Source organism: Corallococcus sp. M7 (genome assembly GCF_054512695.1).
Genome location: NZ_CM137252.1, coordinates 6,679,312 through 6,692,246 on the forward strand (window position 1 = coordinate 6,679,312; position 12,935 = coordinate 6,692,246).

General features: G+C 69.5%; 13 protein-coding genes. 3 read left to right on the forward strand and 10 right to left on the reverse strand.

The features are described from left to right. Window positions 1–4 precede the first annotated feature (4 nt). The 4 genes from hemC to ACX114_RS26860 are packed head-to-tail and all read right to left on the reverse strand — an operon-like array spanning window position 5 to window position 3,516. Window positions 5–946, reverse strand: coding sequence for a hydroxymethylbilane synthase (gene hemC, locus ACX114_RS26845; protein ID WP_459289077.1), 942 nt, complete (start codon window positions 944–946; stop codon window positions 5–7). Next, a complete protein-coding gene (hemA, locus tag ACX114_RS26850) occupies window positions 943–2,283 on the reverse strand; it encodes a glutamyl-tRNA reductase (RefSeq protein ID WP_459289079.1) in 1,341 nt (446 codons plus the stop codon). The genes hemC and hemA overlap by 4 nt, the downstream gene beginning before the upstream one ends. Before the next feature lie 2 nt (window positions 2,284–2,285). Continuing rightward, window positions 2,286–3,098 (reverse strand): cytochrome C assembly family protein, encoded by an 813-nt coding sequence (locus tag ACX114_RS26855; protein ID WP_459289081.1) that lies wholly within the window; start codon window positions 3,096–3,098, stop codon window positions 2,286–2,288. Between the two features lie 55 nt (window positions 3,099–3,153). Beyond that, on the reverse strand, window positions 3,154–3,516 hold the full coding sequence (locus tag ACX114_RS26860; RefSeq protein WP_014398182.1) for a hypothetical protein: 363 nt from the start codon (window positions 3,514–3,516) through the stop codon (window positions 3,154–3,156). 174 nt (window positions 3,517–3,690) lie between these two features. Between ACX114_RS26860 and trxA the strand changes: the two genes are divergently transcribed. Together trxA and ACX114_RS26870 are read left to right on the forward strand one after the other, a co-directional pair. Next, window positions 3,691–4,017, forward strand: coding sequence for a thioredoxin (gene trxA / locus ACX114_RS26865; RefSeq protein WP_206792337.1), 327 nt, complete (start codon window positions 3,691–3,693; stop codon window positions 4,015–4,017). Between the two features lie 438 nt (window positions 4,018–4,455). Then, window positions 4,456–4,797 (forward strand): hypothetical protein, encoded by a 342-nt coding sequence (locus ACX114_RS26870; RefSeq protein WP_120566465.1) that lies wholly within the window; start codon window positions 4,456–4,458, stop codon window positions 4,795–4,797. A gap of 16 nt (window positions 4,798–4,813) precedes the next feature. Here ACX114_RS26870 and ACX114_RS26875 read toward each other — a convergent pair whose 3' ends face one another. Genes ACX114_RS26875 through mreC form a run of 5 tightly spaced genes read right to left on the reverse strand, consistent with a single transcriptional unit; the run spans window position 4,814 to window position 10,026 of the window. Beyond that, complete coding sequence (locus ACX114_RS26875) at window positions 4,814–5,455, reverse strand: PilZ domain-containing protein (RefSeq protein WP_459289084.1); 642 nt, start codon at window positions 5,453–5,455, stop codon at window positions 4,814–4,816. An 18-nt stretch (window positions 5,456–5,473) separates the two neighbouring features. Then, the gene (rodA, locus tag ACX114_RS26880; protein ID WP_459300297.1) at window positions 5,474–6,601 is read right to left on the reverse strand and encodes a rod shape-determining protein RodA; all 1,128 of its coding nucleotides are present in this window, start codon (window positions 6,599–6,601) and stop codon (window positions 5,474–5,476) included. 7 nt (window positions 6,602–6,608) lie between these two features. Next, entirely contained in the window at window positions 6,609–8,666 is a 2,058-nt protein-coding gene (gene mrdA / locus ACX114_RS26885) for a penicillin-binding protein 2 (protein WP_459289086.1), read from the reverse strand. Next, entirely contained in the window at window positions 8,663–9,163 is a 501-nt protein-coding gene (locus tag ACX114_RS26890; protein ID WP_459289087.1) for a hypothetical protein, read from the reverse strand. The genes mrdA and ACX114_RS26890 overlap by 4 nt, the downstream gene beginning before the upstream one ends. Continuing rightward, window positions 9,160–10,026, reverse strand: coding sequence for a rod shape-determining protein MreC (gene mreC / locus ACX114_RS26895; RefSeq protein ID WP_459289089.1), 867 nt, complete (start codon window positions 10,024–10,026; stop codon window positions 9,160–9,162). The genes ACX114_RS26890 and mreC overlap by 4 nt, the downstream gene beginning before the upstream one ends. A 230-nt stretch (window positions 10,027–10,256) precedes the next feature. On the opposite strand from mreC, the gene ACX114_RS26900 reads away from it, so the two are divergent. Continuing rightward, complete coding sequence (locus tag ACX114_RS26900; protein ID WP_459289091.1) at window positions 10,257–11,834, forward strand: peptidylprolyl isomerase; 1,578 nt, start codon at window positions 10,257–10,259, stop codon at window positions 11,832–11,834. Here the strand turns inward: ACX114_RS26900 and ACX114_RS26905 are convergent, their stop codons facing one another. Beyond that, window positions 11,835–12,935 carry a GGDEF domain-containing protein gene (locus ACX114_RS26905; protein ID WP_459289093.1) on the reverse strand — a complete coding sequence of 367 codons (1,101 nt, stop codon included), beginning with the start codon at window positions 12,933–12,935 and terminating at the stop codon, window positions 11,835–11,837.

Genomic DNA, 12,935 nt, shown 5'->3' on the forward strand with positions numbered 1-12,935 from the left:
CACTCTAGGCGCGGGGCGCGCCTTCGCGGCGGGCGAAATCGCGCAGGATGTCTCCCGCCCCGCGCGACAGCAGCTCGTCCGCGAGCGCCTCGCCCAGCCGCTCCGCTTCCGGTACGGGGCCCTTCACCTCGCCCCGCACCACCCGCGTACCGTCCGGCCGGCCCACCAGGCCGCGCAGGTACACCTGGCCGTCCTCCACCGTGGCGTGGCCGGCCAGGGGCACGGTGCAGCCGCCCTCCAGCTTCGCCAGGAAGGCGCGCTCGGCCCGCACGGCGTTGCGCGTGGCCATGTCCTCCAGGGGCGAAAGCAGCGCGCGCACGTCCGCGTCCGCCTCGCGGCACTGGATGGCCAGCACGCCCTGCCCCACCGCCGGCAGGCTCTCCGCCACCGGCACCACCTGGGTGATGTGGTGGTCCAATCCCAGGCGCTTGAGCCCCGCCGCCGCGAGCATGGCGCCCGCGAGCTGAAGGTCGCGCGTCTTCTGCAGGCGCGTCTGCACGTTGCCGCGCAAGGAGACGATCTCCAGGTCCGGCCGGCGCGCGCGAAGAATGCAGCTGCGCCTGAGCGATGACGTGCCCACCTTCGCGCCCGCGGGCAGCATCGCCAGCGTGTGCCCCTCCGGGCTGCAGAACGCGTCGCGCGGATCCTCTCGCGTCGGCACCGCCGCCAGGATGAGCCCCTCCGGGAACACCGACGTCATGTCCTTGAGGCTGTGCACCGCCACGTCCGCGCGGCCATCGAGCAGCGCCTGTTCAATCTCCTTCACGAACAGGCCCTTGCCGCCCACCTGGGACAGCGGCGCGGACAGGAAGCGGTCGCCCTCGGTGGTCATCTTCACCAGGGTGACCTCCAGGCCGGGGTTGCGCTCCTTGAGGAGCGAGGCCACGTGATTCGCCTGCCACAGCGCCAGCGGGCTCTCCCGCGTCGCGATGCGCACCGTCTTCATCGTCGGCTCCCGGTGGCCACCACGGTGTTGCGCGCCTCCTGCGGGGGCGCGGCGTTCTCCTCCGGAGCGATGGCGGCGGCCTCCGCCTCCGTCAGCCCGAACAGCTCCGCGGCGGCGCCCGCCAGCCGGTTGCCCTCACCCTGGGGCCCCACGGCGCGCAGGCGCGCGGTGGGCTCATGCAACAGCTTGTTCACGATGGCTCGCCCCATGGCCTCGATGCTCTTCTTCTGCTTGTCGGTGAGCCCGTCGCCCAGGCCCAAGAGCGTGCGCTCCACCTCCGCGCGGGCAATGGCCTCCGCGCGCTGACGCAGGCGCGCCAGCACCGGCATGCCGTCGCGCAGCGCGCGCTCCCGGGCGAAGCGCGCCACCTCCTGCGCCACCAGCCCGCCCGCCTTGTGCGCCTCTTCCGCGCGCGCGGCGGTGTTGTCCGCGACGAACTTCTGGATGTCGTCCACGTCGTACGCGTGCACCCAGTCCAGCGTTCCCACCGCCGGGTCGATGTCTCGCGGCACCGCCAGGTCCACCATGAACAGCGGCCGGCCCTTGCGCGCCTTGCCCAGCGCGCCCACGTTGTCGCGCGTGAAGATGGGCACCGGCGACGCGGTGCTCGTCACCACCACGTCCGCGCCCGCGAGCAGCGTGAAGAGCTCCTCGTAGGGCTTCGCCACCCCGCCCACCTCCGCCACCAGCGCCTCCGCGCGGGCGAGCGTGCGGTTGGTCACGATGAGCTTCCCGGCGCCCGCGTTCTTCAGGTGCCGCGCCGCCAGTTCACCCATCTCTCCCGCGCCCACCACCAGCACGGTCTTGTCCTTGAGCCCGTCGAACACCTTGCTCGCCAGCTGCACCGCCGCGGACGCCATGGACGTCGCCGCGCGGCCCACCGCCGTCTCCGTGCGCACGCGCTTGGCGCAGCCGAACGCCGCCGCGCACGCGCGCGTCAGCTCTCCGCGCACCGCGCCCGCGCCCTGGCCGCGCTCGAAGGCGTCCTTCACCTGCCCGAGAATTTGAGCCTCGCCCAGCACCATGGAGTCCAGGCTGGACGCCACGCGGAACAGGTGCACGAGCGCCGCCTCGCCCTGGTGCTCGTACAGGTGCTCCAGCGCCTCCGCGCCGCCCAGCGAGTGCAGCGTCTCCCGCGCGCGCTCCCGCGCCAGGTCCGCGCTGGGGGCCGCCAGGTACACCTCCACGCGGTTGCACGTGGACACCCAGAGCGCCTCCACGGGCGCCTGCGCCAGGCGCTGCAACACTTCCGTCTGCCGTGCTTCAGGCAATGCCAGCCGCTCACGGACGCCCAGGGGCGCGGTGCGGTGTGACACGCCGATACAGATGAATTCCATGGCTACGGCATCCCCGGGCCAGCGGCGGACAGGTCGTAGGACGACAGGAAGGAGACCAGCACCAGGCAGAAGCCGGCCATGGTGAGCAGCGCCACCCGCCGGCCACGCCAGCCGGCGAAGATGCGCGCGTTGACGAGCGCCGCGAAGACGCCCCATGCGACGAACGTGGCCACGTGCTTGGCCTCGAGCGCCCAGCTGAGCCCCCGCAGCGTGGTGGTGAACAGGGCGCCGGTCGCCAGCGTGAGCGACAGCGCGATGAAACCCCACACCACGAGCCGCCGGTTGAGCGTGTCCAGGAACTCCAGGGACGGCAGCCGGGAGAAGAGCAGCCCGAAGTGCTTGGCCTTCACCTCCCGCTCCATCAGCAGGTACATGACGCCCACTCCCGCCGCCACGCCGAAGGCCGTCATGCCCAGGAGCGCGATGGTCACATGGACCGGCAACAGCGGCTGGCGTACCGCGTCCGGAAGCGGCGTGGACCCGCCGTGCAGCAACATGCCGATGAGCAGCACCGCCACCGCCAGCGGCGTGAGGAACGCGCCGATGACGGGCTTGCGGTAGCGCACGTCCAGCGCCAGGAACAGCGCCAGCAGCAGGAAGGCGAAGGTGGACATGCCCTGCGCGGGCCCCACCAGGCGGCCTCCCTGCGCGCTCAGCATCTCGATGAGCGCAACGCAATGCATCAGCAGCCCGGTCCCCACCAGCACCCGGCCGGTGACGGCGAGCACCTGGGACTGGCGGACCAGGAAGGCGAGGTAGACGAGCGCGGCCAGGCCGTAGGCGTGGCAGGCGAGCGAGACGAGCGTATGGCTCATGGCGGCAGGCTCATAACCCCGGCCGAGGAGGCATTCAGTCCTGCCTCAGCCCATTTTACATTTTATTGAGAATGAAGGCCGCCAGCAGGTCGGTCTCCGAATTGGGCTTGCGCTCGGGAGCGGGTGCCCCCACCTCCGCCACATAACCCGGAACCACTTCGTACGCGGAGTCCCCGACCAGGATGGAGTCGGCCATCTGCTCAGCCCCCAGCCGGCCAAGCTGCTCCTCGGTCTTCACCCGGGAGACCAGCTGGTGCGTGTCCTCCCCGGACACCAGCTGCACCACATGGACGGCGGGCGTGAGCGGCCAGGCGCTCCCACCCTCGGCGGCGACCACCAGGCGGCCCTCGCGCAGGTCTGCTTTGTCCTCCAGCGCCCACTCCTCGAGCTGGGCCTGGGACAGGAAGAGCTTCGTCACGCTCCGCAGACTACACCACCCTCATTCCCGGCGGGCCTGGAAATGGGGTGCAACCTCCGGCCAGATGCGGCATCCGTTCCACCGGAAGCCGCCCGGCCTTCCCGCCCCCCCAGGCAACGCCGGGCGCGAAGCTCAGGACGTATCCTACTCAAGCAGTCGACATGAGGTGACGACATGGCTGGCGACGTGATCAACATCGGAGACTCGGACTTCCAGACGCAGGTCCTGGACTCGCAACAACCCGTGCTCGTGGACTTCTGGGCCACCTGGTGCGCGCCCTGCCGCGCCATCGCGCCCTCCGTCGAGGCGCTGTCCGGCCAGTACAAGGGCCAGGTGAAGTTCGCGAAGATGGACATCGACGCGAACCAGGACACGCCCCAGAAGTATGGCATCCGCTCCATCCCCACCCTGCTGCTCTTCAAGGGCGGCAAGGTCGTGGACCAGATTGTCGGCGCGGTGCCGAAGTCGCGCATCGAGGACGTGGTCCGGAAGAATCTCTGAGCCCGAGTGTTCCCGGCGACGGGCCGGCATTGACGGCCGTCTCCTTATCGTCCCCTCCCACCCCCGCGCCCTCTGGCCTTCACGCCAGGGTTCGCGCCCGGTGAGAGGGGACGTTGCTTATGGGCTCCCAACCAGACACCCGGGCGTGACAGGGCTGGCGGTTCGATATGTCTGTAGAAAGACAACTCACCGCAACGGTAAGGGCTTTCACGTACCGGGTGCAGCCCGCCCCCTGACGCAGACATTTCTCTGCTCTTGAGACAAACGCCCTCCCGGCACGACTGGACGATCCTCCCGTCATGTTTTGTTCAACAGACATTGAAATTACATTACGAGTCAAACACGACCCCAACATGTCTTGTTGACAGAGTTCGCCACAACAGACACAAGTCGCGAGTACACGCCTGTCTTGATTGGCGAGTTTCTACAGGAGTTTTCATGGCACGCCTTCGCAAAGAATTGACCTCGCAAGCACCGCTGACCCCTGCCCTGACGTCGTGGGCGGAGGCCCTGGGTGATGCCATCGGCCGCGGCATGCTGCGCGCGCTGAACACGGGAATGCCGGGCATGGGCGCCGTCGCGGCGTCGCCGGGCAATGGCGCGGTGATGGCGGGTCGCCGTCGCGGCCGTCCCCCCAAGACGGTGGCGGGCGGGCCGGTGCCCATGGACCGCCGCTGCACGGTGAGCGGTTGCACCCGCGAGCAGCGCTCCAAGGGTCTGTGTTCCGCGCACTACCAGGCCGAGCGCCGCAGGCAGATTGCCACCGGCAAGCCGGCCTGATGTCCCGTCCGGGGCCCTACTCGCCGCGCCAGGGGTCTCCGGGCGTGGTGGCCTTGAGCAGCTCCCAGGCCGCCATCACGTCGATGACCCGCTCCAGCTCATTGGGCAGGGAGCGGGCGCGCTGGGACTTGAGATAGTCCTCGGTGAAGGCCCTCAGGCGCATGCCCAGGAAGAGCCGGGCGAGCGCCACCTCCGTCTGACCTGAGAAGTCCAGGAAGCGCAGGGCGAACCCGCTGCGGCCCTGGTCCTCCGGGCCCCGCTCCTCCCGGACAATCTCCGCGCGAGCCTCCACGGGGGCGGCCCCCTCCTCCAGCGCGAAGCGCGCGCGCACCACCGTGCCCATGGGCAGGAAGAAGGTGCTCGCGAGGAAGGCGCCGCTGACGCTCACGTTCACGGACGTGAGCCCCGCGGAGAAGCGCCGCCCGCCCGCCTCGTCCTCCACCCAGAGGTCGAAGTGCGTGGCCAGCTGCGCGCGCGGGAAGTGCCGGTGCTCCGGCTCCCCCTGGTTCATCTCGATGCGGGGCGCCGCGCCGGGAACGGGCACGTTGCGGGACGTCCCCACCGGCGGAACGAACGGCCGGGGTGCCTGCGCTTCCTCCGGCCCGCGGACCGCCGTGCCGGCCTTCGCCGTCGTCACACCCTTCCTCTGCACCACCATCGGAAGCCTCCGCGGCCGTCAGAACATGTGACGGCGCATGCTGATGTTCACCAGCAGCCCGATGCACAACATCACCGACAGCATCGAGGAGCCGCCGTAGCTCATGAGGGGCAGCGTGATGCCCGTCACCGGCAACAGGCCAATGACCATGCCGATGTTTTCGAACACCTGCCAGAAAAGTGTGGCCACCACCCCCACCGCAACGAACGCTCCAAAACGGTCTCGTGCGCTGAATCCCACGCCCAGCCCGAGAATGAAGATGCCGCCGTAGAGCACGAGCAACAGGAGACAGGAGAAGAAGCCGTGCTCCTCGGCCCACACGGAGAAGATGAAATCCGTGTGCTGTTCCGGCAGGAAGCGCAGACCTGTCTGGGTTCCCTCACGCCAGCCCTTGCCGGTGAGGCCGCCGGAGCCCACGGCAATCTTGGATTGCGCGGCGTGATACCCGCTGCCGCGCAGGTCCGCCTCCGGGTCCAACCATCCGGAGATGCGCTGGCTCTGGTGTTTCTTCAGGTGGTGGCGCACGACGGTGGTGCGCGGCTCGGGCATCTCCCGGACGTAGTCGTTCCAGATGATGAGGCCGCCCACCAGCAGGCCCGCCACGATGGTGGCGGCCAGGTACCAGCGCACCTTGCCGAAGAGGATGACGGTGCCGGAGGACAGGAAGATCATCAGCGCCGTGCCCAGGTCCGGCTGCACCAGCACCAGCGTGAAGGGCACCATCACCACCAGCACCGGCTTCCACAGCCGGACGAGCCCGTAGGACGGCTGATTGGGCTGGAAGTCGTCGTGGTAGACCTTGGCCAGCATCAGCACGACGCCAATCTTCATGAACTCGGCGGGCTGCAGGCGGAACGGGCCAATGACGAACCAGCTCTCCGCGCCCTTCGCGGTGTGCCCCACCAGCCGCAACGCCAGCAGCGCCAGGATGTTGATCACGTAGATGGGGAAGGCCATCCGCTGGATCCAGCGGTAGTCCACCAGGCACACCATCAGCACCGCGCCCAGGCCCACGCCCAGGTAGAGCGCCTGGCTGGTCCACACCGGCGCCATGGGGGGCCGGGACGCGGACGCCAGGTTCCAGATGCCCAGCGCGCACACGCCCAGCACGCACACGATGAGCCCCCACGGCACGTGGGGCATCATCCGGCGCTCAATCCGCAGTTGCACTGTCGTCTCCGGTTTCCGAGGGCGGCTGGATGGGCTCTCCCGGCAGGTTCACCTTCGGCGGGGGCACCACGCGCGTGAGCGACGCTTCATCCAGGCTGGGCGCCGGCGGCAAGGACGGCGTGTAGGGCTGGTTGGCGCGGGGCGGCGGTGACGTGGCGTCCTGCGCCTTCAATTCGAAGTACTTCTTCATCACGGCCAGCGCCGTGGGCGCCGCGTCCACGCCGCCGTGGCCGCCGTGCTCGTTGAGCACCACCACGGCCAGCTCCGGCTTGTCCGCGGGCGCGAAGCCGGCGAACCACGCGTGGTCGCGCTCGAAGTAGCTCATCTGGTGCGTCTTCAGACGCACCGTGCCGATGCGCGCCACCTGCGCGGTGCCCGTCTTGGCCGCCACCAGGAAGTCCGCGGGCAGGCCCGACTTGAGCTTCGCGCGGTACGCGGTGCCGCCGGGCTCCTGCGCCACGGCCTCCAGGCCTTCGACAATGGCCTTCAGGTGCGCGGGGTTGATGTCCACCTTCGACACCACCTCCGGCTTGAACTCCTCCATCACCTGCCCGTCCAGGTTCTCCAGCCGCTGCACCATCTGCGGCTTGTAGAGCTTCCCGCCGTTGGCCACGGCCGCGTACACGAGGGCCAATTGCAGGGGCGTCACGTTGTCGTCGCCCTGCCCGATTGCGCTGTTGAGCGCCATGCCCTTGGTGTAGCCGCCCGGCGAGGCTTTGTCGTGGTACGCGCTGGACGGCATGATGCCCGGCACCTCCGCCACCACGCCGATGCCGGTGGGGCGGCCCAGGCCCAGCGACTTGCCCATCTCCGCGATGGGGTCCAGGCCGATGGTGTCCGCCACCTTGTAGAACCACGCGTCGCACGACGCCTTCATGGCGCCCCGGCCGTCCAGGGGCCCGTGGCCGCTGTCCTTGTGGCAGCGCCACACGCGCGCGCCCAGCCGGTAGCCGCCGGAGCAGTGCACCACCGTCTCCGGACGGAACGCGCCGGACTTGAAGGCCGCCAGCTGCGTCACGACCTTGAACGTGGAGCCCGGGCTGTAGTGCTCCGCGGCCACGCGGTTGATCATCGGGTGGAGCGGATCGCGCGCCAGCGTGGCCATCTGCGTCGGCGTCACGCGGCCCGTCAGGAGGTTGGGGTCGAAGCCGGGGCGGGACACCAGCGCCTTGATGAAGCCGGTGTTCACGTCGATGGCCACCACCGCGCCCGTCACGCCCGGGAACGCGCGCTCGGCCTCCTCCTGCAGGCGCATGTCGATGGAGAGCACCACGTTGCTGCCGGCCGTGGGAGGAACGACCGCGTTCTCCCCCAGCTTGTCGTTGAGCTCTTCAATCGTCTGGCCGCGCGCGTTCACCACTTCCTTGCGCACGCCGTCCTGTCCGCGCAGCTTGGACTCGAAGTAGCGCTCCAGGCCGCGCCGGCCGATGTAGTCGCCCAGCGCGTACTTCGCGCCGTCCCCGTTGAGGCGCTCCAGCTCCTCCTGGGTGATTTCATTCATGTAGCCCAGCACGTGCGACAGCACCGTGTCCGCGCGGTAGTTGCGGTGCGGCACGGGCACCACCTCCACGCCGTCCAGGATGTCTCGCCGGGCGTTGAGCCGGTCGTACTCGTCGCGCGTCAGGTCCACGCGCACCGGCACTGGCTGGAAGGGCGCGTTGCGGCGGCTCGCGCGGACCAGGTCTTCAATCTTCTTGCGCTGCTCGGGGTCCCACTGGAGCAGCTCGCCCAGGCGCGGAATCACCTGCTCGAAGCAGTCCGTGCAGAAGGCCGGCGTGACGAAGGCGTCGAACGACGGACGGCTGTCCACCAGGATGGTGCCGCGCGCGTCCTTGATGACGCCGCGGTCGGCGCGCAGGCGCACCTCCTTCACGAAGTTCGCCACGCTCTTGGCGGCGTACTCCTCATGACGGATGAGCTGGAGCCGGTACAGCTGGATGGCCAGCGCCACCAGGCCCAGCGACATGGCCAGGCCCAGCCACAGGAAGCGGCGCTTCAGGTCCCGGCCCGGCGTGGTGTTGCCAATGGTGGGAGGCGTCAACGGAGCAACCCCGCCGGGCGCTCCTGCGCCACCTCAAACCGCTTGAACAACGGGAAGAGCAACAGGGCCGCCACGCCCGTGAGCGCCAGCTGCACCGGCATGCCGGAGAGCAGCGGCGCCGTGGAGCCGTCCTTCACCGTGAGCCAGGTGAAGAACGTGGACAGGAGGCCGTGCCCCAGGTCCGCGCCCATGGCGAACAGCGCGAAGGCCACCGGGCCACGCACGTCCACGAACGACGCCACCAGCCGGCCCACCAGGAAGGTGAACACCGCGAGGAACGTGAACAGGCCCGTGGGCTGGCCGCTCATCAGGTCCAGCAGGTAGCCCACCGCGAAGGCGGAGCACGCCCCTTCCGTGAGGCTCGCCCGGAGCGCGAGGAAGGCCACCAGCACCACCGTGACGTCCACGCGGCCCAGCACCAGCCCCGCCTGCTGGACGAACACCGACTCCAGCGTGAGCAGCACCAGCGCCAGGATGACGGTCACCAGGAACTTCATTTCTGCGCGCCCTCCGTGGAGGCCCCGCCGGTGGCGGCCATTTCACTGTACGGACTGCCCACCACCAGGACCTCCTCCAGCCGGCTGGTGTCCACCGCGGGCGTGATGTCCGCGCCCTGGAACATGCCGTGCTCCTTCTTCTCCAGCTGCGTCACCCGCCCCACCACCAGCCCCGGAGGATAGATGCCGTCCGTGCCGGAGGTGATGATGAGGTCGCCGTTCTCCACATCTTCCGTGCGCAGCATGTTCTCCAGCGTCAGGGGGCCGTTGCCCGCGCCCGCCGCCGTGCCGCGCGCCCTGGAGCGCTGCACCCGCACCGCCACCCGGCTCTGCGGATCCGTCACCAGCGCCACGTCCGCGTAGCCGCCCGTGGACCGGATGACCTGCCCGACGATGCCGTCCGGCGTCACCACCGACATGCCGCGGAACACGCCGTCCTTCTCCCCGCTGCTGATCCGCACCGACAGGAGCTTCGCCACCGGATTGACGCCCACCACCCGCGCCGGAATCTCCGGCCCGGGCGCGGCCTCCGCGTACGCCAGCAGCTTGCGCAGCCGCCCGTTCTCCGAACGGGCCTCGCCCAGGGCCTGCACCGTCGCCCGCAGCTGGAGGTTCTCCAGTCGCAACGCGTCATTGTCCTGACGGACGCCACGCAGATCCAGGTAGTTGCGCACCGCGGCCACGGCGCCGTCGATGCCGGCGGTGAGCCCCTGCTGCACGGGGGCTGTGAGCGCGATGACGCCCCGGTCGACGAAGTTCGGGTCGCGGCCCCGCCGCCCGCCCAGCAGGAAGGCGCCGAGCGGGTACAAGAGGAGGGCGGCTACGAGGAGGAAGCGGCGGTACCGCTTGAGAAGAGACAACACGGACGGGGGCTTTCCCGGGGTGGGCGAAGGACGCGGATGGAAGGGGGAGAGGGTCGGGCTAAGCTGGCTGAATCGCTTGCATTTTCCGGTCTGTTGTCCTAGGCAGTCAAGGCCCGGATGAGGGGGTGTTGACACTCATGCATCCCCACCGGCCGGGCTACCAACAACACGGCGCCGCGAGACCTTCCGCAAGGTGATTCGCGGGCGCTTCCGACCGTGAAGTGACGACAATGGACGGTTTGAATCCCCGGAAGGTCTTCTCCCTCCTGTTCATCATCGGCATCGCCGTGGTGTTCACGCTCCAGTTCGGCCCTGGCAGCAACGGGTTCGCGGACACGGGCAGCCAGGCGCCCACCGCCGGCGCGGTGGCCACGGTGAACGGGAAGGAGATTCCTGTGCGCGACTTCAGCATGGCCTGGTCGCGGCAGATGAACTTCCTGCGCTCGCAGGGCAACCCCATCCCGGAGTCGGTGGCCCGCCAGTTCGGCCTGGACAAGCAGGTGCTCGACCGGCTGGTGAACGCGGAGCTGCTCGCCCAGTCGGCGGAGCGCCACGGCATCACCCCGTCGGATGAGGAGCTGCGCAAGCTCATCCACGAGAACACCGACTTCCACACCAAGGAAGGCGCGTTCGACTTCGCCCGCTACCAGCAGGTGCTGCGCGACTTCTACCGCCGCACGCCGCAGGAGTACGAGCAGGAGCTGCGCCGCCAGATGGCCGCCCAGAAGATGCTGGACGTGGTGCGCACGGGTGCCGTGGTGTCGGACGACGAGGTCCGCGCCCGCTACGAGAAGGAAGGCAACCAGGCGAAGCTGGTGTTCGCCCGCTTCCTGCCCACGATGTTCGCGGACAAGGTCCCCGCGCCCACGCCCGCGAAGCTCGCGGAGTTCCAGAAGACGCACGAGAAGGAGATTGCCGACTATTACGCGGCGAACAGCTTCGTCTACAACGTGCCGGAGCGGATCCGCGCCCGTCAGATCCTCGTGAAGGTGGCCCCGGACGCCACGCCCGAGCAGAAGGCCCAGGCGAAGGCGAAGGCGGAGGGCCTGCGCAAGGAGCTGGACGGCGGCAAGGACTTCGCCACGCTGGCCAGGGCGAGCAGCGACGATGACGCCACCAAGGCGAAGGGCGGCGAGCTGGGCTGGGTGGAGCGCACCACGTGGGACCCGGCGCTGGCCGACGCGGCGTTCGCGCTGAAGGCCGGGGAAGTCACGCAGCCGGTGGAGTCCGCGCTGGGCGTGCACCTGGTGAAGGTGGAGGAGAAGAAGGAGGCCCAGGCCAGGAAGCTGGAGGACGTGAAGGGCGAGATCGCCACCACGCTCTTCAAGCAGGAAGAGGCCAAGGGGCTGGCGAAGGCGGAGGCCGAGAAGGCCCTGGCCGCGGCGAAGGCCGGCAAGTCCCTGAAGGAGCAGTTCCCGGTCCCCGCCGGCCAGCAGCCCGCGCTGCTGCGCTTCGAGGCGGAGACGAAGCCGGAGGCCGTGGAGACGGACAGCTTCACCGCGCAGGGTGACTCCGTGCCGCACCTGGGTCCGGCGCCGGCCCTGGTGAAGGCCACCTTCGAGGCCAACGGCCCGGTGGTGCTGGGCGAGGTCTTCACCGTGGGCGAGGCGTACATCGTCGCGCAGGTGGTGGAGCGCGAGAAGCCGGACACCGCGGGCTTCGACAAGCGCAAGGAGGAGCTGCGCACCCAGGCCCGTCAGGCCAAGCAGATCGAGCTGACGGAGTCCTTCCTCAAGTCGCTGAAGAAGAGCGGCAACGTCGTCACCAACACCGAGGCCATCGACTCGGTGCTGGGCTCCGCGGGGTAGTCACCCGCCGGAGCGGGCGTAGGGGACCTCCATGGGGGTCCCCTCTCCCGAAGGGGCCTCGGCGACGGCGATGCCGTCCCGGCCCCGGCCCTTGGCCGCGTACATGGCGAAGTCCGCCGCGCGGATGAGGTCCGTGGAAGTGGTGGCGTGCTCCGGGAAGGAGGCCACCCCGACGCTCGCGGTGAGCGCCACGTCCAGCCCCTGCTCGCGCAGGAAGCGCTGGCCGCGGAACGCCTCGCAGATGCGCTGGGCGATGACCTGGGCCCCGGCCTTGTCCGTCTCAATCAACATCACCGCGAACTCGTCGCCGCCGTAGCGGAAGACGGCGTCCAGGTTGTGGCGGCCCAGGCTGATGAGCAGGTCCCCCACCTCCTTGAGCGTGGCGCTGCCCACCAGGTGCCCGTGCCGGTCGTTGATGGACTTGAAGTGGTCCAGGTCCAGGAACACGAGCGACAGCGGGTGGCGGAAGCGCGCCGAGCGCTTCACCTCCTGCTCCAGCTGCGCGCGCAGGTGCCGCGCGTTGAAGCAGCCGGTGTGCTCATCCGTGATGGTGAGCTCCTGGACGCGGCGGAAGTTGCGCGCGTTCTCGATGGCGATGGCCGCGTAGTCCGCGATGGCGGACAGGGCGGTGAGGTCGTCATGCGTGAAGCCGGGCTCGGTGGGGCCGTTGACCAGCTCGATGACGCCCAGCACGCGCTCGCGCGCCACCAGGGGCACGGCGAGCAGCGAGCGGGTGTGGAAGGCGGAGGCTTCGTCGAAGCGGGGCGCGAAGCTGGAGTCGCCGGCCACGTCGTGAACGAGCCGCGCGACGCCGGAGGAGAACACCGCCCCGGCGATGCCTTCACCGGGGTTGAGCTGGAGGCCCTTGAGCGCCTCGGCGCCCTCCCCTACCGCGATTTCGAAGTAGAGCTTTCCGCTGCGCTCGTCCTGGAGGATGAGCGACCAGTTGCGCGGCTTGAGCAGCGCGCTGACCTTCTGCATCACCAGCGCGAGCACTTCGCGCAGCTCCAGCGTGGAGGTCAGCGCCTTGGCCATCTCGTTGTAGGCGGCCAGTTGCTCCACTGTCCGCTTCATGGCCGACAGGAGGTCCGCGGGGTTCAT

Coding starts and splice junctions, on each gene's coding strand:
- hemC (WP_459289077.1), bottom strand. CDS start 946: ATGAAGACGGTGCGCATCGCGACGCGGGAGAGCCCGCTGGCGCTGTGG.
- hemA (WP_459289079.1), bottom strand. CDS start 2,283: ATGGAATTCATCTGTATCGGCGTGTCACACCGCACCGCGCCCCTGGGC.
- ACX114_RS26855 (WP_459289081.1), bottom strand. CDS start 3,098: ATGAGCCATACGCTCGTCTCGCTCGCCTGCCACGCCTACGGCCTGGCC.
- trxA (WP_206792337.1), top strand. CDS start 3,691: ATGGCTGGCGACGTGATCAACATCGGAGACTCGGACTTCCAGACGCAG.
- ACX114_RS26870 (WP_120566465.1), top strand. CDS start 4,456: ATGGCACGCCTTCGCAAAGAATTGACCTCGCAAGCACCGCTGACCCCT.
- ACX114_RS26875 (WP_459289084.1), bottom strand. CDS start 5,455: ATGGTGGTGCAGAGGAAGGGTGTGACGACGGCGAAGGCCGGCACGGCG.
- rodA (WP_459300297.1), bottom strand. CDS start 6,601: ATGATGCCCCACGTGCCGTGGGGGCTCATCGTGTGCGTGCTGGGCGTG.
- ACX114_RS26890 (WP_459289087.1), bottom strand. CDS start 9,163: ATGAAGTTCCTGGTGACCGTCATCCTGGCGCTGGTGCTGCTCACGCTG.
- ACX114_RS26900 (WP_459289091.1), top strand. CDS start 10,257: ATGGACGGTTTGAATCCCCGGAAGGTCTTCTCCCTCCTGTTCATCATC.
- ACX114_RS26905 (WP_459289093.1), bottom strand. CDS start 12,935: ATGAACCCCGCGGACCTCCTGTCGGCCATGAAGCGGACAGTGGAGCAA.